The organism is Mesorhizobium sp. YC-39 (assembly GCF_025753795.1).
GTDB lineage: Bacteria > Pseudomonadota > Alphaproteobacteria > Rhizobiales > Rhizobiaceae > Mesorhizobium.
Genome location: NZ_JAOWPS010000002.1, coordinates 337,937 through 358,685, shown reverse-complemented (window position 1 = coordinate 358,685; position 20,749 = coordinate 337,937). Strand labels below are relative to the sequence as shown.

General features: G+C 63.6%; 16 protein-coding genes. 8 read left to right on the top strand and 8 right to left on the bottom strand.

The features are described 5' to 3' along the window. Positions 1-52 precede the first annotated feature (52 nt). Positions 53-217 (bottom strand): hypothetical protein, encoded by a 165-nt coding sequence (locus tag OHD62_RS11150; RefSeq protein ID WP_263782743.1) that lies wholly within the window; start codon positions 215-217, stop codon positions 53-55. Between the two features lie 105 nt (positions 218-322). On the opposite strand from OHD62_RS11150, the gene OHD62_RS11145 reads away from it, so the two are divergent. From OHD62_RS11145 to OHD62_RS11110, 8 genes are all read left to right on the top strand, one after another. Further along, positions 323-1,858, top strand: a complete 1,536-nt coding sequence (locus OHD62_RS11145) for an FGGY-family carbohydrate kinase (protein ID WP_263782742.1) — start codon at positions 323-325, stop codon at positions 1,856-1,858. Then, positions 1,855-2,631, top strand: a complete 777-nt coding sequence (locus tag OHD62_RS11140; RefSeq protein ID WP_263782741.1) for a DeoR/GlpR family DNA-binding transcription regulator — start codon at positions 1,855-1,857, stop codon at positions 2,629-2,631. The genes OHD62_RS11145 and OHD62_RS11140 overlap by 4 nt, the downstream gene beginning before the upstream one ends. Further along, positions 2,628-4,376, top strand: coding sequence for a glycerol-3-phosphate dehydrogenase/oxidase (locus OHD62_RS11135; protein ID WP_263782740.1), 1,749 nt, complete (start codon positions 2,628-2,630; stop codon positions 4,374-4,376). Before OHD62_RS11140 ends, OHD62_RS11135 begins: the two co-directional genes overlap by 4 nt. A 508-nt stretch (positions 4,377-4,884) precedes the next feature. Further along, entirely contained in the window at positions 4,885-5,535 is a 651-nt protein-coding gene (locus OHD62_RS11130) for a DUF2291 family protein (RefSeq protein ID WP_263782739.1), read from the top strand. Further along, a complete protein-coding gene (locus OHD62_RS11125) occupies positions 5,532-7,079 on the top strand; it encodes a sugar ABC transporter ATP-binding protein (RefSeq protein ID WP_263782738.1) in 1,548 nt (515 codons plus the stop codon). Before OHD62_RS11130 ends, OHD62_RS11125 begins: the two co-directional genes overlap by 4 nt. Further along, the gene (locus tag OHD62_RS11120) at positions 7,076-8,236 is read left to right on the top strand and encodes an ABC transporter permease (protein WP_263782737.1); all 1,161 of its coding nucleotides are present in this window, start codon (positions 7,076-7,078) and stop codon (positions 8,234-8,236) included. Before OHD62_RS11125 ends, OHD62_RS11120 begins: the two co-directional genes overlap by 4 nt. Before the next feature lie 33 nt (positions 8,237-8,269). Continuing rightward, positions 8,270-9,229, top strand: a complete 960-nt coding sequence (locus OHD62_RS11115) for a D-ribose ABC transporter substrate-binding protein (protein ID WP_263782736.1) — start codon at positions 8,270-8,272, stop codon at positions 9,227-9,229. Positions 9,230-9,508: 279 nt separating this feature from the next. Further along, complete coding sequence (locus tag OHD62_RS11110) at positions 9,509-10,552, top strand: LacI family DNA-binding transcriptional regulator (RefSeq protein WP_263782735.1); 1,044 nt, start codon at positions 9,509-9,511, stop codon at positions 10,550-10,552. On the opposite strand, the gene OHD62_RS11105 is transcribed toward OHD62_RS11110, so the two are convergent. From OHD62_RS11105 to OHD62_RS11075, 7 genes are all read right to left on the bottom strand, one after another. Further along, the gene (locus OHD62_RS11105; RefSeq protein ID WP_318528594.1) at positions 10,536-11,918 is read right to left on the bottom strand and encodes an FAD-dependent oxidoreductase; all 1,383 of its coding nucleotides are present in this window, start codon (positions 11,916-11,918) and stop codon (positions 10,536-10,538) included. The genes OHD62_RS11110 and OHD62_RS11105 overlap by 17 nt on opposite strands. Positions 11,919-12,012: 94 nt before the next feature. Continuing rightward, positions 12,013-13,248 carry an LVIVD repeat-containing protein gene (locus OHD62_RS11100; RefSeq protein WP_263783853.1) on the bottom strand — a complete coding sequence of 412 codons (1,236 nt, stop codon included), beginning with the start codon at positions 13,246-13,248 and terminating at the stop codon, positions 12,013-12,015. 102 nt (positions 13,249-13,350) lie between these two features. Continuing rightward, complete coding sequence (locus OHD62_RS11095; protein ID WP_263782734.1) at positions 13,351-14,376, bottom strand: sugar ABC transporter substrate-binding protein; 1,026 nt, start codon at positions 14,374-14,376, stop codon at positions 13,351-13,353. A gap of 222 nt (positions 14,377-14,598) precedes the next feature. After that, complete coding sequence (locus tag OHD62_RS11090) at positions 14,599-15,669, bottom strand: ABC transporter permease (RefSeq protein ID WP_263782733.1); 1,071 nt, start codon at positions 15,667-15,669, stop codon at positions 14,599-14,601. A gap of 10 nt (positions 15,670-15,679) precedes the next feature. Continuing rightward, on the bottom strand, positions 15,680-17,188 hold the full coding sequence (locus OHD62_RS11085) for a sugar ABC transporter ATP-binding protein (RefSeq protein WP_263782732.1): 1,509 nt from the start codon (positions 17,186-17,188) through the stop codon (positions 15,680-15,682). Positions 17,189-17,420: 232 nt separating this feature from the next. Next, complete coding sequence (locus OHD62_RS11080; RefSeq protein ID WP_263782731.1) at positions 17,421-19,523, bottom strand: FAD-dependent oxidoreductase; 2,103 nt, start codon at positions 19,521-19,523, stop codon at positions 17,421-17,423. Further along, positions 19,520-20,539: a Gfo/Idh/MocA family protein gene (locus OHD62_RS11075; RefSeq protein WP_263782730.1), complete on the bottom strand. Its 1,020-nt coding sequence runs from the start codon at positions 20,537-20,539 to the stop codon at positions 19,520-19,522. Before OHD62_RS11075 ends, OHD62_RS11080 begins: the two co-directional genes overlap by 4 nt. Positions 20,540-20,749 lie beyond the last annotated feature (210 nt).

The window sequence follows — 20,749 nt, the reverse complement described above, 5'->3', positions numbered from 1 at the left end:
TTTGTATTCTCGAGCCATGTTCAAACATGGCTTGTGCGCTGCCTCTATATTCTCAGGGGCATCGCAACGAAAAGGGAATCCACGCCATCGACAGGGATGAAGCGGCAGTCTTCTCCGCCGGCGTCAAAGCGCAGCGCACAGGATCCTGCTCTTGTGGCGGGGTGGCAGTAGTGGTGTTGCGGTCGCCGGGCGGCTGCCCGACGAGGATGGTTTCCATGATGTCCACCGGCACGCAGTTGGTTCAAGTTGAACATCTTTTGCTCTAGCCAGCCCGGGGACGAGTTCGCGACGCATATCGGCACGTGCTGAGTCAGAGGGAGCCATGTCCAGCCTGCTTGGGATCGACAACGGCCTGACGGTGACGAAGGCAGTGATCTTCGATGCTGACGGTTCGCAATTGGCGGTGGCGCGGCGGCGGGTGCCGCAGTCGATGCCGCATGCGCGCTGGGTCGAGCGCGACATGGCGGGCCTCTGGCAGGCGACCGCCGAGGCGATCGGCGAGGCGATTGCCTTGAGCGGCAGGCCGGCCAGCGACATCAAGGCGGTGGCGGCGACCGCGCATGGCGATGGCCTGTACCTGCTTGACAAGGAGCGTCGGCCGCTCGGTCCCGGCATATTGTCGCTCGACAGCCGGGCAGGCGAAATCGTTGACAGATGGTCGCAAGATCAGGTCTTCACTGAGGCGCTCGCCGTGACCGGCCAGGTACCGCATGCTTCCTCACCGTCGTCGCTGCTGGTCTGGCTGAAGGAGCACGATCCGGAGCGCTTTAACCGGATCGCTCACATATTCGCCTGCAAGGATTGGCTGCGCTTCTGCCTGACCGGCACAGTCGGCACCGATCTCACCGAGGCGAGCACCTCGTTCACCAATATGCGCACGCAAAGCTATACGCCCGAGGCGATGCGCATCTTTGGCCTTGAGGCGTTGTTCGATGCCTTGCCGCCGGTGGCGCATCCGGCCGATATCGCCGGCACCGTCACCGCCGATGCGGCGGCGCTGACCGGGCTTGTGGAGGGCACACCGGTCGCCTGCGGCCTGCACGATGTCACGGCCTCGGCGCTTGGTATCGGCGGCCACGAGGAGGGCGTGGTCAGCATCGTCGCCGGCACCTATTCGATCAACGAAATCGTCTCCGCCGAGCCGCGCGTCGACCGGCGCTGGTTCTGCCGCAACGCCATCGACCGCGGGCGTTGGAACAACATGTCGATCTCGCCGGCCTCGACGGCGAATTACGACTGGTTCCTCGACACGCTCTGCCGCTCGGAACAGGACGAAACCAAAAGGGCCGGTGGCTCGATCCACGAGATGCTGGCGGCAGAGATCGATGCGGCGCTTGGCAAGCCTTCAACCATCTTCTTCCACCCCTATCTGTTCGGCTCACCCTACGGCAATGCCGCCAGTGCCAGCTTTCTTGGCCTGCATGGCTGGCACGATCGCGGCGACATGCTGAAGGCGGTGCTGGAAGGCATCGTGTTCAATCACCGTACGCATGTCGAAGCGCTGCGCGATGGCTTTGCCGTTAGCGAGGTGCGGCTTACCGGTGGCGGCTCGCGCAATCCGGCCTTCGCGCAGATGTTTGCCGACGTGCTCGACGTGCCAGTCATCGTCACTTCGACCGACGAGGCGGCGGCCTTCGGCGCAGCCCTTTGTGCCGGCGCCGGGATCGGCCTTTTCGCCTCGCCGCAACAGGGGGCGCGGGCCGTCAGCAAGGTGAGCCGCGAATATCTGCCCGACACGGCGCGCAACGCTGTTTTCGAGCACCGGTTTTCTCTTTACTGCCGCATCGTCGAATCGCTCAAGCCACTATGGCCTGAGATCGAAAGGCTGGCAGGGCAAGGCATTGGGGGGACGGCATGATCAAGGCCGACGAACGGCGCGAGGAGATCGCCGATTATGTGATCAAACTCGGCCAGGTGCGCATCGACGATCTGGTCGAGCATTTCGGCGTGTCGCGCATGACCATCCACCGCCACATCGACCAGTTGGCGCATCAGGGCGTGCTGCGCAAGCTGCATGGCGCGGTGACCGTGCAGCCTTCCGGCCTCTATGAAAGCGCTTTCCGCTATCGGGTGACGGTCGGCAGAGCGGAGAAGGATGCGCTGGCGCATGCGGCGCTGGAGTATGTCGAAGCCGGCCAGGCGGTCATGCTGGACGATTCAACGACGGCGAATGCGATCGCGCCGCTGCTGCTCGACATCAAGCCGTTGACCGTGATCACCAACAGCGTTTCGACCGCGGCACTGCTGACCAATGTCGACGACATCGACTTCATCTGTCTCGGCGGTCAGTACCACCGCACCTACAATGCCTATATCGGCATCGTCTGTGAGAATGCCGTGGCGCAACTGCGCGCCAATCTTTTGATCTGCTCGGCTTCGGCGATCTCCGGCACCACCGGCTTCATCCAGGATCAGCATGTTGTGCGGGTCAAGCAAGCGATGTTTGCCGCCTCGACCAAACGCATTCTTGCCGTCGACCATTCCAAGTTCGACAAGGTCGCCCTGCATGTCTTCGACGACCTGACCCGCTTCGACGCGGTACTGACGACCGACGGCATAAGCGATGCGCAGGCGCAGAAGCTCGAACAGGCCGGTGTAAAACTGCGCGTCGTCAACATGGCCCGGTCATGAACCCTGCCGACGACGCCGGCCTGTCGCATTCCACTGTATCGGACCACTCCGGGCGCATCGCCGCCATGGCGAGGACAGGCGACGTCGACGTCGTCATTCTCGGCGCCGGCATCAATGGCGCCGGCCTGTTTCGCGATCTGTGCGCGCAGGGCGTCAGTTGCCTGATCGTCGACAAGGGCGATTTCGGATCAGGCACCAGTGCGGCGCCCTCGCGGCTCATCCATGGCGGCCTCAAATATCTCGAGACCGGCGAGTTCGGACTAGTGGCGCAGTCGACGCTGGAGCGCAATCTCTTGCTGAAGAACGCGCCGCACTATGTCAGCCCGCTGCCGACGGTGATCCCGATCTTTTCCTGGAGCAAGGGCATGTGGGCGGCGTTGCGCACGCTGCTGGGCTCGACCAGCGCGCCGCGCAGCCGTGGCGCCATCCTCATCAAGATCGGTCTGGCGATCTACGATTTCTACGGGTCCCGGCATCGTGTCATGCCACGCCACCGGCTGGTCGGACGGCGGCGGGCGCTGCGCGACATGCCGGCGCTGACCAGGTCGATCGTCGCCACCGGCACCTATTATGACGCCAAGATCAGTCATCCCGAAAGGCTGGTGCTCGAGCTGATCACCGATGGGCTGGAGGCAAATGTTGTCGCCGCGGCTGCCAACTACACGACGCTGGTTTCGTCGTCCAACGGTGAGCTGACTTTTCAGTCAAAAGGCGGTGGCCAGTCCGAGGATGGCGGCGTGTTTTCGGTGCGGCCGAAACTGGTCGTCAATGCAGCCGGTCCGTGGATCGACGATGTCAACGCCTTGCTCGGCGCGCCGTCGAAAATGATCGGCGGCACCAAGGGCTCGCACATCCTGTTGAAGCATGACGAGCTGGTGCGAAGCCTGGCAGGTCGCATGCTCTATTTCGAAGCCGATGACGGCCGCATCTGCCTTGTTTACGACTATCTCGGTCTGGCACTGGTGGGCTCGACCGACATCCAGGCGGACAATCCCGACACGGTGCGCTGTGAACCGCAAGAGATCGACTATCTGCTCGAAAGCGTGCGTGCGCTGCTGCCTGGCATGAGCTTCGAACGCGACCAGATCGTCTATGCCTATAGCGGCATCAGGCCCCTACCTGCATCCGACGCCTCGGTGCCCGGCTTGATCAGCAGGGACCATTCGGCGCCGGTGGTCGAGCCGGAAGGTTCGCGTCCGTTTCCGATCGTCGCCCTGGTCGGCGGCAAATGGACGACGTTTCGCGGCTTTGCCGAAGAGGTTGCCGACACGGTGCTCGGCCGGCTGGGACGCGGCCGCAAGGTCACCACGCGAACGATGGCGATTGGGGGCGGCAAGAGCTTTCCAACCGAACCGGCGGCGCGGGCCGCCTGGCTGGCCGAGGCCAGGGCGGCTTCGGGCGTCGACGAGCGCTGTCTCGACCAGCTTCTGTCGCGCTATGGAACCAAGGCGTTGCAGATCGCCCGCCACCAGAGCCCGTGGAGCAATGAGGATCGCCTGCCCGTGGCGAGCGACTACAGCACATCCGAAATCGACTATATCGCCCGCAACGAATTCGTCGAGCACCTCACCGATATTGTCATGCGGCGCACAACGCTCGCCATCGGCGGCTCCTTGACGATGGACGATTTGAAGCAGATCGCCGCCATTGTCGGCAGGGCTCGGAACTGGGGTCCGCAGCGAATTTCTGATGAGCTCGACGCCGCTGTCGCGCAGCTCGGCGACAAAAATCTGATGCGATTGTGATCTGCTCGCCGACTGCGACCGATGCGTCGCCGGACCATCGCGTATCAAGAAAATAACGCATAAAAACAGCAGGTTGATCTTCTCCAACGGTTTTCATTTCTCTGCTCGCATCGAGGGGTCGGGCGAAATATCACATATCTTGACGTGAACTTAACACTATCGTATGGTCGATTTCGTACTTGGGCCTGGACCCGCAGGGACGGTTCCGGCTCGCGAGAAATTTCTTGCCTACGGCAGTTGACTAACGAACCAGCGCACGCAGTCGCGGTCGAAAGACCGTGCAGCCTCTGTGCACCGGCTGTTGGTTCCTGGCCACGATCGACTGCTGCGCGGCAAGGGTCTGACGATGGCGCCGTGGCACGCGGCTCCTTTCGAAGGCTGATTGACAACGACACGAGTGCGTGAAAAATTTTTCAACTGAAGATAATAATATCATCTCGGGAGGAGATGGAATGAAATCCAGCAACGCCGCCAATCGTGGTCGCGAGCTGATCGTGGTCGTCGCCCCATGAGCTCGCAGTCCACGATCAATCGGCGCGTGACGCCGGGCGCAAGATGGATTGTCGGCGCGGCCGCAATCCTGGTCTTGTTGGTCGCGATGGCTCTCGACACCAAGGTCGTCGTAATCGGTTCGGCGGAAGATGCGCGAAAGGCTGCGTTTTCACCGGAAGCATTCGGCAAGTCCGAGTTTCCGAATGTCCAGTCAGCCGTCGACCAGCGCGCGGTGGCCGCAGGTGTCCTGGCGTCGGCCATCGCCAAGGACAAGGCCGCGGCGGAGAAGCGGTATGGTGTGCCGGCCAATGTCGGGACCGAATTCTCCGTCAAGTTCACCGGCGTGGTCGGCGAAGGGAAGTCCGGCATCTACAACGTCAAGGTCGACGATGTCCCCAGCACCTTGGTCATTCGGGTGCAGACCGGGCCGGCGATCAACGGAACCGACCTGCGCGATGCCACGGGTACGATCACCTTCGGGCAATTCACCAACCAGATCGAGTACCAGAACGCCGGTTCGGCCCTGAACAACGAGATGAAAAAGCAGGTTCTGTCGACCATCGACAACACCAAGCTCACCGGCAAGACGATTTCGGTCGTCGGCGTCTTCAAGTTGATCAACCCCAAGGGCTGGCTCGTCACGCCCGTGAAGCTGAGCGTTCAATGAATGCGGCACCTCAATTCGAGCCGGCGGCAGCGGACACCGTGCTCGCGGCGCGCAACATCGTAAAATCCTATGGCGGCACACACGCTCTCAAGGGCGTCAATTTCGACATCCGCCGTGGTGAGGTCACCACGCTGTTCGGAGAAAATGGCGCCGGCAAGTCGACACTGATGAAGATCCTCTCCGGTGTCGAGACGCCGACATCGGGAAGCATCGAGCTCGATGGCCATCCCGTCGCTTTCTCGTCCACCGTCGATGCGCGGAACCGCGGCATCTCGATAATCCACCAGGAATTGAGTCTCGCACCCAATCTGAGCGTGCGCGACAACATCTTCATGGGCCGCGAGTTGCATGGGCGAACCGGCATCGACTTCGCGGAGGAGGCTCGTCAGACGCGAATGCTGATGGCCGATCTCGAGGAGGACATCGATCCGATGACCCTGGTGCAGGATCTGCGCCTCGGGCAACAGCAGATCGTCGAGATCGCGCGCGCGCTCTCGGTGGATTCGCGTATCCTGATCATGGACGAGCCCACGTCCGCGCTGAGCGCGACCGAGGTCGAGGTGCTGTTCAGGGTGATCCGGGACCTGACCGCCCGAGGCGTCTCGATCGTCTACATCTCCCATCACCTCGAAGAGGCGCTGCAGATCACCGACCACGCGGTGGTGCTGCGGGACGGAACGATCACGGCCACGGCCAAAGCGAAGAACATCGATCTCGAATGGATCGTCCGCAACATGGTGGGCGAGAACTTCGACCTGGGATCGCCGCCCACCGGCTACGCCTTCGGCGAGGTCGCCTTGTCGATCGAGGATGTAAGCATCGCCGACAGCTCGGGTTCGGACCGTCTGGTCGTCGACAGGCTGTCGCTCGATGTCCGTGCTGGCGAGATCGTCTGCATTTATGGGCTGATGGGTGCCGGGCGCACGGAATTGCTGGAATGCGTCGCCGGACGCTTGCCGGTGACCGGCGGACGGGTCTTGCTGGAGGGCGACGATATCTCCCGCCTCAGCATTGCCGAGCGCATATCAAGGGGGCTGGTGCTGGTGCCCGAGGATCGGCAACGCGACGGACTGGTTCAGACGATGTCCGTGGGGACCAATCTGTCGCTGGCCAGTATCGGCTCCTTCGTCACGGGGATGTTCCTGTCGCGGTCACGGGAGCGCTCGCTGATCGAGGGCTCAATACGCGACGTGCGCGTCAAGACCGCGGGCGGAGGCGCGCCCATCGGGTCACTGTCCGGCGGCAATCAACAGAAGGTCGTCATCGGCAAGATGCTGACGACCAACCCGAAGGTCATGCTCCTGGACGAGCCCAGCCGCGGCATTGATGTCGGCGCCAAGGCGGAGGTGTTCCGGCTGCTCGCCGAACGGGCCGCGCGGGGGCTCGCGGTGGTGTTCTCGACCTCGGAAGTCGCCGAATGCCTTGGGATTGCACACCGCATCATCGTCATGCGCCGCGGCAGGATTTCGGCCGTGTTCGGCGCCGACGTCACGAAAGAGCAGATCATGGCCGCCTCGGGCGAGGCCGTGGTGGCCTCGTCATGAAGAATACAGGAGCCCCGACCGTGACCGACGCCAGCCAGAACCGCAGCCGCTCCGGCCCGAAAACATCGAGCGGTGGCTTCAGCCTGGCCAAGCTGCTGCTGGAGGGCCGGGCGTTCCTCGCGCTGATCGTGATCATCGTCGTCTTCTCGATGCTGTCGCCCTATTACTTCTCGCTGGGCAATTTCCTCACCATGGCCTCGCATGTCGCCATCTTCGGCATCCTGGCGGTCGGCATGCTGCTGGTCATCCTCAATGGCGGCATCGACCTGTCGGTGGGGTCGACGCTCGGGCTGTCTGGGGTCATCGCTGGATTCCTGATGCAGGGCGTGCAATTGCAGACGCTCGGCGTCGTGCTGTTTCCTCCCGTCTGGGTGGTTGTGGTGCTGGTGTGCATGCTGGGCGCGCTGGTCGGCCTGGTCAACGGCGTCCTCATCGCCTGGCTGAAGGTGCCTGCCTTCGTGGCCACGCTGGGCATGCTCTATGTGGTGCGCGGCGCCGCACTGCTGATGACCAACGGCCTGACCTACAACGACCTTGGCGGCAAGCCGGAGCTCGGCAATACCGGCTTCGACTGGCTGGGCTTCAACCGCCTGTTCGGGGTTCCGATCGGCGTGCTGGTGATGGCGGTCATCGCGATCATCGGCAGCATCATCCTCAACCGCACAGCCTTCGGCCGCTGGCTCTATGCCTCCGGCGGCAATGAGCGCGCCGCCGAACTATCCGGCGTGCCGGTGAAAAAAGTGCAGGTGGCGGTGTACATGCTTTCCGGCATCTGCGCCTCGGTGGCCGGCCTCATCCTGTCCTCGGAATTGACTTCGGCGGGGCCGACCGCCGGCAATTCCTACGAACTGACGGCAATCGCGGCCGTCGTCATCGGCGGCGCGGCACTCACCGGCGGTCGAGGCAATATTCGCGGAACTCTGGTCGGAGCCTTTGTCATCGGCTTCCTTTCCGATGGCCTCGTGATCATCGGCGTGTCCGCCTATTGGCAGACGGTGTTCACCGGCGCGGTCATCGTGTTGGCGGTGCTGCTCAACGCCATCCAGTATCGCCGTCGCGTCAGGCTGCCGAGCCCGACCGACGGCCCTTCGACTTCTCCGCAACAAGGCGGCAAGGCCAGAACGGCCGATCCGGCTCACGAGAAGATTGCCGGTTGACCGGTACCCATCGCTAACCAAGGAGGAAACTACATGTATGGCAAGGCAAGAATTCTGATGCTCACGGCCTTTGCGCTGGCCGCTCCGGTCCTCGCAGGATCGGTAACCGCAGCGTCGGCCGAAGGTCTGATCTCGATCATCGTCATCGATCCGGCGAACCCGTACTGGCTGACCGAAGGCAACGTCGCCAAGGCCGAAGCCGAAAAACTCGGCTACACCGCGACGGTCGGCGCCTCGAAAGCCGACACGAACACGGAGAGCAAGCTGATCGACACCGCGATCACCAACAAGTCCGTGGCCATCATCCTCGATCCTGCCGACGCCAGCGGGTCGATCGGCGCGGTGAAGAAGGCTATTGCCGCGAACATCCCGGTCTTCCTCGTCAATGCCGAGATCAATCAGGAAGGCCTCGCCAAGGCGCAGCTCGTGTCCAACAACGCGCAGGGCGCCGCCCTCGGCGCGCAGCAATGGGTGACGAACATTGGCGAGAAGGGCAATTATGTCGAACTTCTGGGCGCCCCGTCCGACAACAACGCCGCCACGCGGTCAAACGGCTACGAGACCGTGATCAGCCAGTATCCGGACCTCAAGAAGGTCGGCTCTGAAGTCGCCAACTGGGACCGTACCCAGGGCCACGACAAGATGCAGAGCCTGCTGCAGGCCCATCCCGACATCATCGGCGTGACCAGCGGCAATGACGAGATGGCGCTCGGCGCGATCGCGGCGCTGAAAGAGGCCGGAAAGCTGTCGAGCATCAAGGTCGGCGGCTTCGACGGCTCGCCGGACGCTGTCGCCGCCATCAAGGCAGGCGACCTGCAATACACCGTGCTCCAGCCAGTGGCCGTCTACTCGGCGAAGGCGGTGCAGCAGGCCGACTCGTTCATCAAGACCGGCAAGACCGGAGCGGCGACCGAGAAGCAGTTGTTCGACTGCCTGCTCATCACCAAGGACAATGTGGACAAGTACACGGCGCCCTTCACGCTCTCGGAATAGAGACAAGGAGGAGTGTCCCTCGGGACACTCCTCGGCCGACCGCCGCAAGGCGACAGTTGACTAAGGCGCGTCGCGTTTGACCGGCCTCATGCGACGCGCTTTAGGTTGTTGTTTTTATGCATGTCGTTATCGCAAAACCGCTGCACACCCTAGGGTCAAGCCCAAGGGCATGCTTTTGCGCGACATGCATTAGACAATCACGCGCCATGGCTGACATCGCCGACGAAATCGTTTAACAGAGCGATTTCCGGGCTTTCAGGGCGGCGTTGCACAGAATTCATGGTCACAATCAAGGATGTCGCACTGAAGGCGGGCGTGTCGACCGCGACGGTCTCGCATGTCATCAACGAGTCGCGCGCCGTCAGTGTCGAAACGAAGAAGAAGGTCCGGCATGCCATAAAGGCGCTGAGATACCGGCCGGACGGCATTGCGCGCAGCCTGCGCGTCAGCCAGACCGGGACCATCGCCGTATTGATCGCCGACGTGACAAACCCGTTTTTCGCCGACTTCGTGCGCGGCGTCGAAGACGAGGCGCACCGGCGCGGCGAACGTTACAATCTATTGCTCTGCAACACCGAGGAGAACGGTGAGCGCGAGCGCCGCGCCATCGAGCTCGTTCTGGAAAGGCGCATCGACGGTATCGTCATGGCGCCCGCCGGCGGTAACGAGACATTGCTTGCGGAACTGGTCGAAAGCGGCCTGCCGCTGGTGTTTGGCGACAGGCGTCTGAAAAGCGTGGCCGCTGACACCGTGGTTGCCAACAATTTCGAGGCCGCAGCCGGCCTCGCGCGTCATTTGATCTCGGTCGGCCATCGGCGCATCGGGCTGCTGGACGCCGATCTTTCAGCCTCCGCCATCCATGATCGCGTCGCCGGCTTCCGCAGTGCGATGGCTGAGGCCGGACTGGCGCTCGATCCGGCTCATATCGTCACCAGCGCGTCCAACATCCCGGCGGCGACCGCCGCCGGTTCCGTGCTGCTCGCGACCAACCCACGGCCTGAAGCGGTGTTCTGCACGAACAATTTCATGACCCTCGGCATGGTGCAGGCCTTGCAGGAACAGGGCCTCGACTGCCCGCGCGACATCGCGGTCGTTGGGTTCGACGACTTCCCCTGGGCCACGGCCTTCCGGCCGCGCCTCACCGTCGTGGCGCAGCCCGCCTATGAGATCGGACGCGAGGCGGCGACGCTGCTCTTCGATCGCATATCGGGCCGGCGCACCGGTCCGACTGTGCAGATGGTCCTGGATACCACGCTGGTGATCCGCGATTCATGCGGAGCAAATGCGAAACGTTCCTTGGGAGACGTCAGCTCGCCTGCTTGAGGACGTCGGGAACATCCTCGCCCGGCGTACCCAGCCAGACGCCCTGTTCACGCAACCGAGCCTGGACCTCGGAGGCGGCAATGCCTGACGTCGGCAGGTTGCGTTTGGCGGCAAGCGAAGCCGCGATCGCAGCCGCTTCCCCGGTCATCGTGCATGCGGGCACGTTGCGGGTCGAGCCGAAGGCGATCTCGTCGACGGAGATGCAGCGGCCCGCCATGATGAGATTGTCGATGCTTGCCGGGATCATGCAGCGATAGGGGATCCCGTAGCCGATGCCGACATGATCCATGATCGCCCGGCTGCCGCCCGGCTCATGCACGTCGACCGGCGAGTTGCAAAGCCCGATCGCGTCGTCGAAGCGCTTGTTGCCGCGCACGTCGGCCTCGGTGAGCACATAGTGCCCGGTGATGCGGCGCGTCTCGCGTATGCCGAGCTTGGGCGCCACTTCCAGGAAGATCGCATTCTCGAAACCCTTGACGTAGCGCTGCAGGAAATCGAAGGCGCAATAGGCCTGCTTGCGGATCTCGATCTCGGCCTTGCTGAGGTCGCGATCGTCGAGGCCGTTGCCCTGGAAGCGTGTGACGTTGACCGAGATCTCGCCCGGGATGAGCCCGGTCTTCATGGTGATGTGGTCCTTGGGGATGATCCAGTCGAACCCCTCCGCCACCTTGTCCTTGATCCGCTGCTGGAAGCCGGTGAGCAGCACGGCCATGGCGTAGTCCTCGTTGCGGTCGCCCGCCTCCTTCGGATAGACGACCTCCCACATGTCGGCCCGGTTCGCCTCGCAGTCGGCGATCAGAGCCGGCACGTTGACGTTGAGGACGCGGAAGTAGGAGGTGATCGGCTGGGTCAGGCCGTCGGCCTCGCGGCCGAGCATGAATTCGGCGCCGGCAAGTGCAGCCACGTCGCCGTCGCCGGAAGCGTCGATGAACGCCTTGGCAAGCACAAGGCTCTCGCCCGATTTCGTCCGGATCAGCAGGCCATGCAGCTTGCCGTCCTGCATGACCGTATCGACGACCATCGCCCTGAGCAGCACCTCGACATTGGCCTGCTCGACCATCTCGATGATGACCCGCTGCATGGTTTCGGCGTCGAAGGTGCCGGTGTACTTGCCCCAGTAGGATTCGCGCACGCGCCCGTCAGCGCCGTGGTAGCCGACGCAGCGGTCGAGCATTTCATGGAAGATCGGCGAGTTGATGAGGCCGGTCGGCTTGGTCAGCCTGCCGCCGGTTATCAGTCCGCCGAGGAAGCCGGAGCCTTCAAGCAGCAGCGTCCTGGCGCCCTCGCGCGCGGCGCGGATGGCGGCGACGATGCCGGACGAGCCCGCGCCCGTGACGACGACGTCGTAGGAGCCGAAGAGGTTCATGATGCTTCCTTTCGAGGTCATTTTGCCGCCATGTGGAATCACTTGGCGTCGCGCAAATGCGGCTAAAACAAATAGATAGAGCGGGATGCCCGCTCTATCCGGTATATTCCATGACGTAGAGGCCGGCATTGTAGTCGGTCACGTAAACCAGCCCGGCCTTGTCGACGAAGATGTCGCAAGACTGGATGATGGGTTTCTTGCCCGGCCTCTTGTCCATCATCGAGCGCGGCGCCGGCGGCACCATCGCGCCGATCTCCCTTGGCTGATACTGGTTCGAGATGTCGTAGACGCGCACGCCGGCATTCTGCCAGGTCGAGAAGATGATCGACGAGCTCTGGAACGTACCCGGCCGGTTCTCGTGGATGTTGTGCGGGCCGTAATGCGCGCCCTTGCGCGGGTAGTCGGCATCGGCCGGCACCGGCATGGTGGCGACGGGCACGGGATTGGCCGGATCCCTCACGTCGAAGATCCAGATGTTCTTCAAGCCATCCTCGACATCGTCGAGAACCGCCTCGTCAAGGACGACGAGGAGGTTGCGGTCGGCCAGCGGCAGGCAATTGTGGGTGCCGCCCTGGAAGGGAGGCGACCAGTTGCGATGGACGATGAGCTTGGGCTCGGCACGGTCGGCGACGTCCATGACGACGAGGCCGGCGTCGCGCCAAGCGCCCCAGGCGATATCGCCGTCGACGATGGCGTGATGTAGGCCGAATTTGCGGTTGGCTTCCCAGCTCGGCGTTTCGCCGGCGGCAAGGTTCATACCCGGCAACCAGTAGCGGCCGGCTTCGCGCGGATTGGCCGGGTCCGACATGTCGACCGTGATGAAGATGAAATCGGTGAAGCCGTCGAGCAGCGCCGACATGTAGGCCCAGCGGCCGCCCGTGTACCAGATGCGATGGATGCCGCCCGAAACCGGCATGAAGCCGATACGCCGGGGCTGCCCGGGGGTCGAGATGTCGTAGACGGCAAGCCCGGCGTCCCAGTTGCGGGCGCCCTTGGGCGCCGCTGTGCCAAGCGCCGTTCCGGCCGATGCCTTGTAGTAACTGGCTTCGTCGGCAAATGCTGCATCGGCGAAGACATCCTTGCCATGGATGACCAGCAGCAGATTGTCGGCGACCTGGAGATGGACGTTCCAGGTGTTGGCAGGGGCGGGGACGAAGCCGGAGGGCTTCGGGTTCTTCGGATCGCGCACATCGACGATCGAGAAGCCCTGACTGAACAGGTGGCCGATATAGGCAAAGCCGTTCTCGACCATGATCTGGATGCCGTCCGCACGGCCAGCCTGGTCGGTATGGCCGATGAGGCGCATGTTGCGGGCGTGATCGGGCTTCATGATATCGGCGGCTGCTGTCACGTCGGTCTCTTCGGTTTTGGTGTTTGGAAAAGGACCGGGATACGCCACGGCGAGGCAGCGTATCCCGGCGGGAGGAGCGCCCTACTTGACGCGGTTGCCCCAATTGTCCTGGCTGTCGACGTTTTCCTTGGTGATCATCACCGGCTGGATCAGCGTCTCCTTTGCAACCGGTTTGCCGGCGAAATGGTTTTCCATCTCGCCGACGATGGACTCGGCCATCGAGAACGGGTTCTGGCCGACATCGGCGTCCTGGGTTCCCTCGCGGATACGCTGCAGGCCGAGCGGCGTGCCGTCGAAACCGACGATCGGGACATGGCCGTCCTCGCCCGCGAGTTTCAGGCGGTCGATCTGGCGAAGTGCTGACACCACGCCGCGGATCATCTCGTCATTGTGCGCCCAGATGCCGGCGACGTTCGGCTCGCGGGTGAAGGCGTCGACCGTCAGCGTCTGCGCGTTGTCGGCGGTCCACTCCGCCTTCAGCACGTCGATCTTGATGTCGGGATACTTTGCCGCGACCTGATCGTGGAAGCCCTTGAAGCGCTTCTCCGACTGGCCGGAACCGATGGCGCCGCGAACCTCGAGCACCAGGCCCTTGCCGCCGATCAGCTTGGCCATGGCGTCGGCACCGGCAGCACCGCCAGCCACATCGTCAAACGTGTTGTAGGCGATCCACTCGCCCTCCGGCGGCAGGTTTTCCAGCATGAACAGCGGGATCTTCGATTCATTGGCCTTGCGGACGCCGCCCTGCAGCAGCGTCGCATCGACGGCGTTGAGCAGGATGATGTCAGGCTGCTTGCTGACGACGTCGAGAAGCTGGGTCGTCTGCGTGCTGGGATCGCCCTTGCCGTCATAGACGGAGATGTTGATGCCTTTTTCGGCCGCCAGTTCCTTGACCCGGTTCACCAGCGTGACCTGATATTCATACTGCAAGCCGAAGGCGATGTAGGACAGGTTCTTGCCTTTCAACAGGCTGTCTTCGGCCATCGCCACCGTGGCGAACGGCAGGCCGGCCGCCATTACGGCTGCCGTTCCGGCCGCCAGCGTCGAGGCGCGGACGAGAAAGTCGCGGCGCGTCGTGTTCATTTTACCCCGTGTATCGATTGTCATGTCGTCTCCTCCACTTGAACGGTTGCTGTCTGTCGAATGGCTTGTTCCGGCTCTGGCTTTTCCGATCGATTCCGGGGACCAATTCCGGGCAGTGGTCGCGGCAGCGCGCCGCGATTGGCACTTACGGTCCCGAAGGGCAAAGCATCCCCGTTCGCCGGAGAGGCGTTGGTTCCGGGCAATCCTTATTGTCGGTTGGCGTTCGCTTCGGAACGCGCGTTCAGGCTACGATAGTTTGGTCGGTTTGCTTGCCTTCGTCGCTATGACCTTCTTACGCATGCCGGCCTCGAGATATTTCCGGCGATAGACATCGAGTGCGGCGGCGGCGGCGATGACGAGACCGCTGACCACCGAATCCCAGTTTGGCGGCACGTTGAGCAGGTTGACCGCATTCTGCACCAGACCGAGCAGGATGACGCCGAGCAGCATGCCGCCCATATTGCCTTCACCGCCGAACAGGCTGACGCCGCCAATGACCACGGCGGCGATGACGGCGAGCTCCAAGCCCTGGGCGGCCGTGGCGGCGCCCGCCTCGAAGCGCGCCGTGATCAGAAGCCCGGCGATCGCGGCCATCAGCCCCGAAATCACGAAAGTGGCGATGATGACGCGCTCGGTATTGATGCCGGCGAGCCTCGCGGCGAGCGGATTGCCGCCGGTCGCATAGACCGAGCGCCCGAACTGCGTGCGCGACAGCACCACCTGCGCGATAATGGCGAGCACGATCGTCAGCATGATCACCGCCGGAATGCCGAAGATGCGGCCTGCCTGCAGTTCCACGAAAAGCTTGGGCACCGGCGCGATGTTGGTGCCGCCCGAGAATATGTAGGCGAGGCCGCGCGCGATCGTCATCGTTGCGAGCGTCGCGATCAGCGCCGGGATGCGGAGCTTGGTGACGGCAAGGCCGTTGACTAGGCCGACGCCCATGCCGGCGGCAAGGGCCGCGACGATGGCAAGTTCGGGCGACCAGCCATAGAAATTGACCAGGCCGACCGACAGCACCGATGCGAGCACAAGCACGGAAGCCACCGACAGGTCGATGCCGGCAATGAGGATGACGAAGGTCTGGCCGATCGCCACCACAGCGATAATCGTCGCCGATTGCAGCACGTTCTCGATGTTGCGCACCGTGGCGAAGACCGGGCTCATGATGCTCATGATCGCGCAGCCGAGCAGAATGACGGCCAGCAGGCCGACGCTCTGCATCAGGTCGATGAACGAGATTTTTCCACGCAACGCCGACAGGCCGGTTGCCCGGTTTGCAATGCGGTCGCTCATCGAGGGGCTCTCCAGTGCCATTGATGTCTCCTCAACCCGTCGTCGCGTAGCTCATGATGGTCTCGCTGGTGGCTTCGGAGCGCGGCAGCGAGGCGGCGATGCGGCCCGAGCGCATCACCAGAACCCGGTCGCTGAGCGACAGGATTTCCGGCAGTTCCGAGCTGATCAGCAGGATGCCCATGCCACCGCGCGCCAGGCGCAGCACCAGCTCGCTGATCTCCGATTTGGCACCGACGTCGATGCCTTTCGTCGGCTCGTCGAGGATCAGCACCTTCGGGTGGCGCGCCAGCCAGCGGGCAAGCACCACCTTCTGCTGGTTGCCGCCTGACAGCGTTGAAACGCGCGTCCTGGACGACGGCGCCTTGACCGCCAGCGCCTTCATCTCGCGAGCGGCGATTTCCTCTTCCTTGGTGATCGACAGGAAGCCCCATGTCTTGACCCGCTCGAGCAGCGAGAGCGTGATGTTGGTGCGCACGGCAAGCAGGCTGACCAGCGCCTGGCGACGGCGGTCCTCGGGCACAAGGCCGATGCCGGCCTCGATCGCCGCCTTGGGATCATTGGGCGCGATCTGCCGGCCGGCGATCTCGACCGCGCCGCTGTCATAGGGATCGATGCCAAAGATGCAGGCGGCTAGCTCGCTGCGGCCGGCGCCGACAAGGCCCGACATGCCGACGATTTCGCCGGCCCGGACGTCGAAGGAGATGTTGCTGAGCACATTGTCGCGATTGAGATTGCGCACCGAAAGCACAATTTCGCCGATCGGCCGGGCCTCGGCGATCGTCTCGCGCACGTCGCGTCCGACCATCATGCGGATGACCTTGTCGTGGTCGAGCTCGGAGATCGGTCTTGTGCCGACCAGCCGCCCGTCACGCAGAACGGTCACGCGGTCGGCGATGCGGAACACTTCCTCCAGCCAGTGCGACACGAAGACGATGCCGAGGCCCTTGGCCTTGAGGTCGTTGACGACACCGAAGAGGCGGTCGATCTCCGGTGGCGACAGTGAGGTGGTCGGCTCGTCCATGACGAGGACCTTGGAATCCTCGGAGATGGCGCGGGCGATCTCGACAAGCTGCTGGTCGGCGGGCGACAGGCGGCCGGCCGGCGTCGAGGCGTTGAGGTGCGGCGCGACGCGGGCAAGCGCGTCCAAGGCGCGCTGGCGCTGGCGGTTGACCGAAACCAGGCCGTAGCGCGTCGGCCAGCGGCCGAGCATGATGTTTTCGGCGACCGACATGGCCGGCACCAGATGCGCGTCCTGATGGATGGTGGCGACGCCTATCCGATGCGCCGCGGCCGGGTCGGCGTGCATCGGCTTGCCGTCGACGGAAATCTCGCCGCGATCGGCTGAATAGAAGCCTGCCATAAGCTTGATCAGCGTCGATTTGCCAGCACCGTTCTCGCCGAGCAGCGCCGTGACCTCGCCCGCACGGACATCAAAATCGACATTGTCGAGCGCCAGCACGCCAGGGAAGGATTTGGTCAGGCCGCGCGCGACCAGAACCTCTCTCGGCTGGTCGTCGACGAGATTTTCCACGGCGCTCATCACAAGGCCTCGGCGCAAGGCGGACGGATGGTCTCCGCCTGCTGCACAGGCGCGGATGATGCGCGCATGATTGTTTCTCCTCCCATGTCCGCCTTCCTCCGGTTCGCCCGGACGGAAGCGGATCGAAGTCCGAAGGCCTTGCCTGCCGTTCCTCGATACAAGATCACGCTATTAGCCCCCTTTGCACATGTCAACTGGTAGAGACAGCGGACCAGTTGATTTTTTGACCGGATCAAAGCGAGAGTCCCAGTTGATACGCTTCTGCGATGTTGCTTTCGATCAGGCGCGGGGCCACTGCGTCTCCGATCCGGCTTATTTTCACGCCGGCGAGCAGAGGCGAGGCCCGGCACCGATGGTAGAGATCCTCGCGCGAGCGGCGGCCGATGATGGCGACGACGGCGTCGAAGTCCTCGACGAGAATGTCGCCGCCGGCGACAAGCAGATAGCGTCCGAAGCCTTGCGTGCCGGCACCGCTGAACACCGGCTGCAGCGTGACGCGCCCGGGCGCGATTTGCTTCAGCGCCAGTCCTGGTCGGATCGAAATATTCTTTATGGCGGCGCGGCGGTAGAACAGCGTGCGCGTTCCGCTTTCGATGTCGCCGCCGACCATCATGTCCGGCGTCACCATCTCGACGCTGCATCCGTTGTCGGCGAGATATTCGGCGGTGCCGGCGCCCTCCCAGTGGCCATTATTGTCGACGACGAGGACCTTGCCCGAGAGGCGAACCGCTCCCGACATGACGGCATCGCCTGAATGGACGAAGGGCAGGTCCAGTCCCGTAATCTCCGGGCGGATCTGACGGCCCAGGGCCAGCGCCTCGGATCCCTGCTGGCTGGAGCGGCCGGCGCTACCGGGCAGATTGGGTTCGGAGCCGGTGGCGAGAACGATATGGTCGGCATTCTCTGCGGCAAGCAGTTCCGGCGTCGCGTCGATGCCCAGCCTGATCGGGACTCCGAGATGGCGCACCATCGCCTCGAGATGCTCGGTGACGCCGGCGACCGACTGGTGCTCGGGCTGTCGCGCGGCGAGCCTTATCTGTCCGCCGAGCGATGTCCAGCGCTCCAATATGGTCACGTCATGGCCGCGCCGCGCCGCGATCTCGGCCGTCTTCAACCCGGCCGGACCACCGCCGACAATGACGATCTTGCGGCGCGTCGCCGCTTTGGCGAACACGGTATCGTCGATCTGGCGCTCGCGCCCGGCGGCTGGATTGTGGATGCAGCGAATGCCCTTCTCCTGGCCGACCTGGTAGATGCAGGCATCGTTGCAGGCGATGCAGGGCCGCACCAGATGGGCGTCGCCGCGCCGGAGCTTTTCGGGTGTCTCGGCGTCGGCGACCAGTTGCCGCGCGAAGCCGATGAGATCGGCGTCGCCGGCCTCCAGCATCTCTTCCGCCAGGCTCGGCGGCGCGATACGGCCGAAAGCCACGACCGGCAGCTTGCTCTGCTGCTTCAGCGCCGCGTTCAGCCCGCGAAAGCTGCCCGCCGTGACGGCCGCCGGCGGGATTTCCATCCAGTAGCTGGAGAAGGAGCCGGCATCGGCATTCAGATAGTCGACGCAGCCGGTGCGCTCGATATGGTCGGCCATCTTCAGCCCGTAATCGAGCCCGTAGCCGAAGGTGGTGAATTCGTCGAGGCAAATGCGAACGCCGACCGGAAAATCATCCGACGTCGCGCGCTTGATCGCCTCCAGCACCTCGACGGTGAAGCGCATGCGATTTTCGAAAGAGCCGCCATAGCCGTCGGTGCGCCGGTTGAAGAAGGGCGAGGCGAAGGAGCGCAGCAATCCGTCATGCGCCACCTTGATCTCGACGCCGTCAAAGCCGCCCACCAGCGCGTTGCGCGCGCTGACGGCAAAGCCCTCGACGGCCGCCTCGATGTCCTCGACATCCATCGCCTTGGTGGAAAAATGGCTCGATGGTTCGGGCATCTGCGAGGGCGCCCACAAAAGATGAGGCGGGCGTTCCAGCGAGGTGTGTCCGCCATGCGTCAGCTGGCCGAAGATCCTGGTGCCATGCGCCTGCACGCTTGCGGTGAGCCGCCGGTAGAACGGGATCACCGCCGGGTCCCAGGCGCTGACGAAGCGTCGCGACATTTTTCCGGTCGGATGCACGGCCTGACTCTCGAAGACGATCAGCGCCGTGCCGCCGCGGGCACGGGCCTCGTGGTAGGCGATGTGGTCGTCCGAGCCCATGCCGTCGAGATTGCCGAGTGCCGTGAAATGCGGTTGGAACACGATGCGGTTCTTCAGCGCCACGTTGCGGATGCGGAACGGGCTGAACAGGCGGCGAAAGGCGGGTGCCGGTTCGGTCGGCTTCATGGCTGCGGCAGTCAAGCTTTGATCTCCGTTCGCATTCCCGATCCGGCCGAGGCAGCGATCGCATCGAGCACACGCAGATTGTCGACGGCATCCCGCGGCGGGTAGGGGACCGGGCGTCCGGACAGCACCGCGCCGGCGAAGGCCTCCGCCATCAGGCGGTATTGATCGACTGGCTCGAACCGGGTCTCGACACGATGCCCATCGGCGTCGACGACGATGATGAGCCCTTCGGCGGCGCGGCTGCCCATGCCAGGGAGGAAGGCGCGCGGCACCTCGATCGTGCCCCTGGTGCCGATGATCTGGTAGGTTCCTTGCCCATTCGCCTTGAACGACGACGAGACCGACGCGCTGCGCCCATCGGAAAACAGCAGCAGGGCGGTGGCGGCAAGATCGACGCCGCTTTTCTTGTCGAGATCGAGAACGCCCATTGCGGCGACCGGTTCTTCGCCGAAGATGCGCCGGACGACGTTCACGGCATAACAGCCCATGTCGAGCAGCGAGCCGCCGCCAAGTGCCTTGTCGAAACGCACATTGCCGCTCGCGGCGGCCTGCATGATATCGACGGAAAGGTGTGCCCGCACCTCGCGGACCGTGCCGATCGCGCCGCTGGCGACCAGCTCCAGCGCCCGCACATTCTGTGGGTGGAAGCGGTACATGAAGCCTTCCATCAGCGGTAAGCTCTTCGCCGCGAAACGATCGGCGACGCGCCGTGCATCCTTCGCGGTCAGGGCGAGCGGCTTTTCGCACAGCACCGGCTTGCCGGCGTCGGCTGCCGCCAGGGACCATTCGGCATGCAGGCTGTTGGGAAGCGGAATATAGACCGCATCGACATCCGGCGAAGCGATCAGCCCGGCATAGGTCTCGAAAGTCCTGTCGATGCCGAGCGTGGCGGCGAAGTCGGCCGTGCGGCGCGGATCGCGCCCGGCAACCGCAACGACGCGACCGTTTGTCGACGCCTGTATCGCCGGCACGACCTGCGAGCGCGCGATATCAGCCGTGCCCAGCACGCCCCAGCGGAGCTCTGACGCCAAACTCTCCTCCCATGATCGCATCGCGGAGCCTAAGAGCTCTCTGATGTTAATCGATTACGTACCCAGAAAGCCGAAGTGGCTGGCATTTGTCAAGTGCGGGAAGGGTTCCAGAAAGTCAGCAGGATTGCCACATTATGGCTCAGTATATTGAATTATTGGGGAGTTTAAGCGGATAGGAATGAGTCGCCAACATGTTGGCGACGGGGAGCG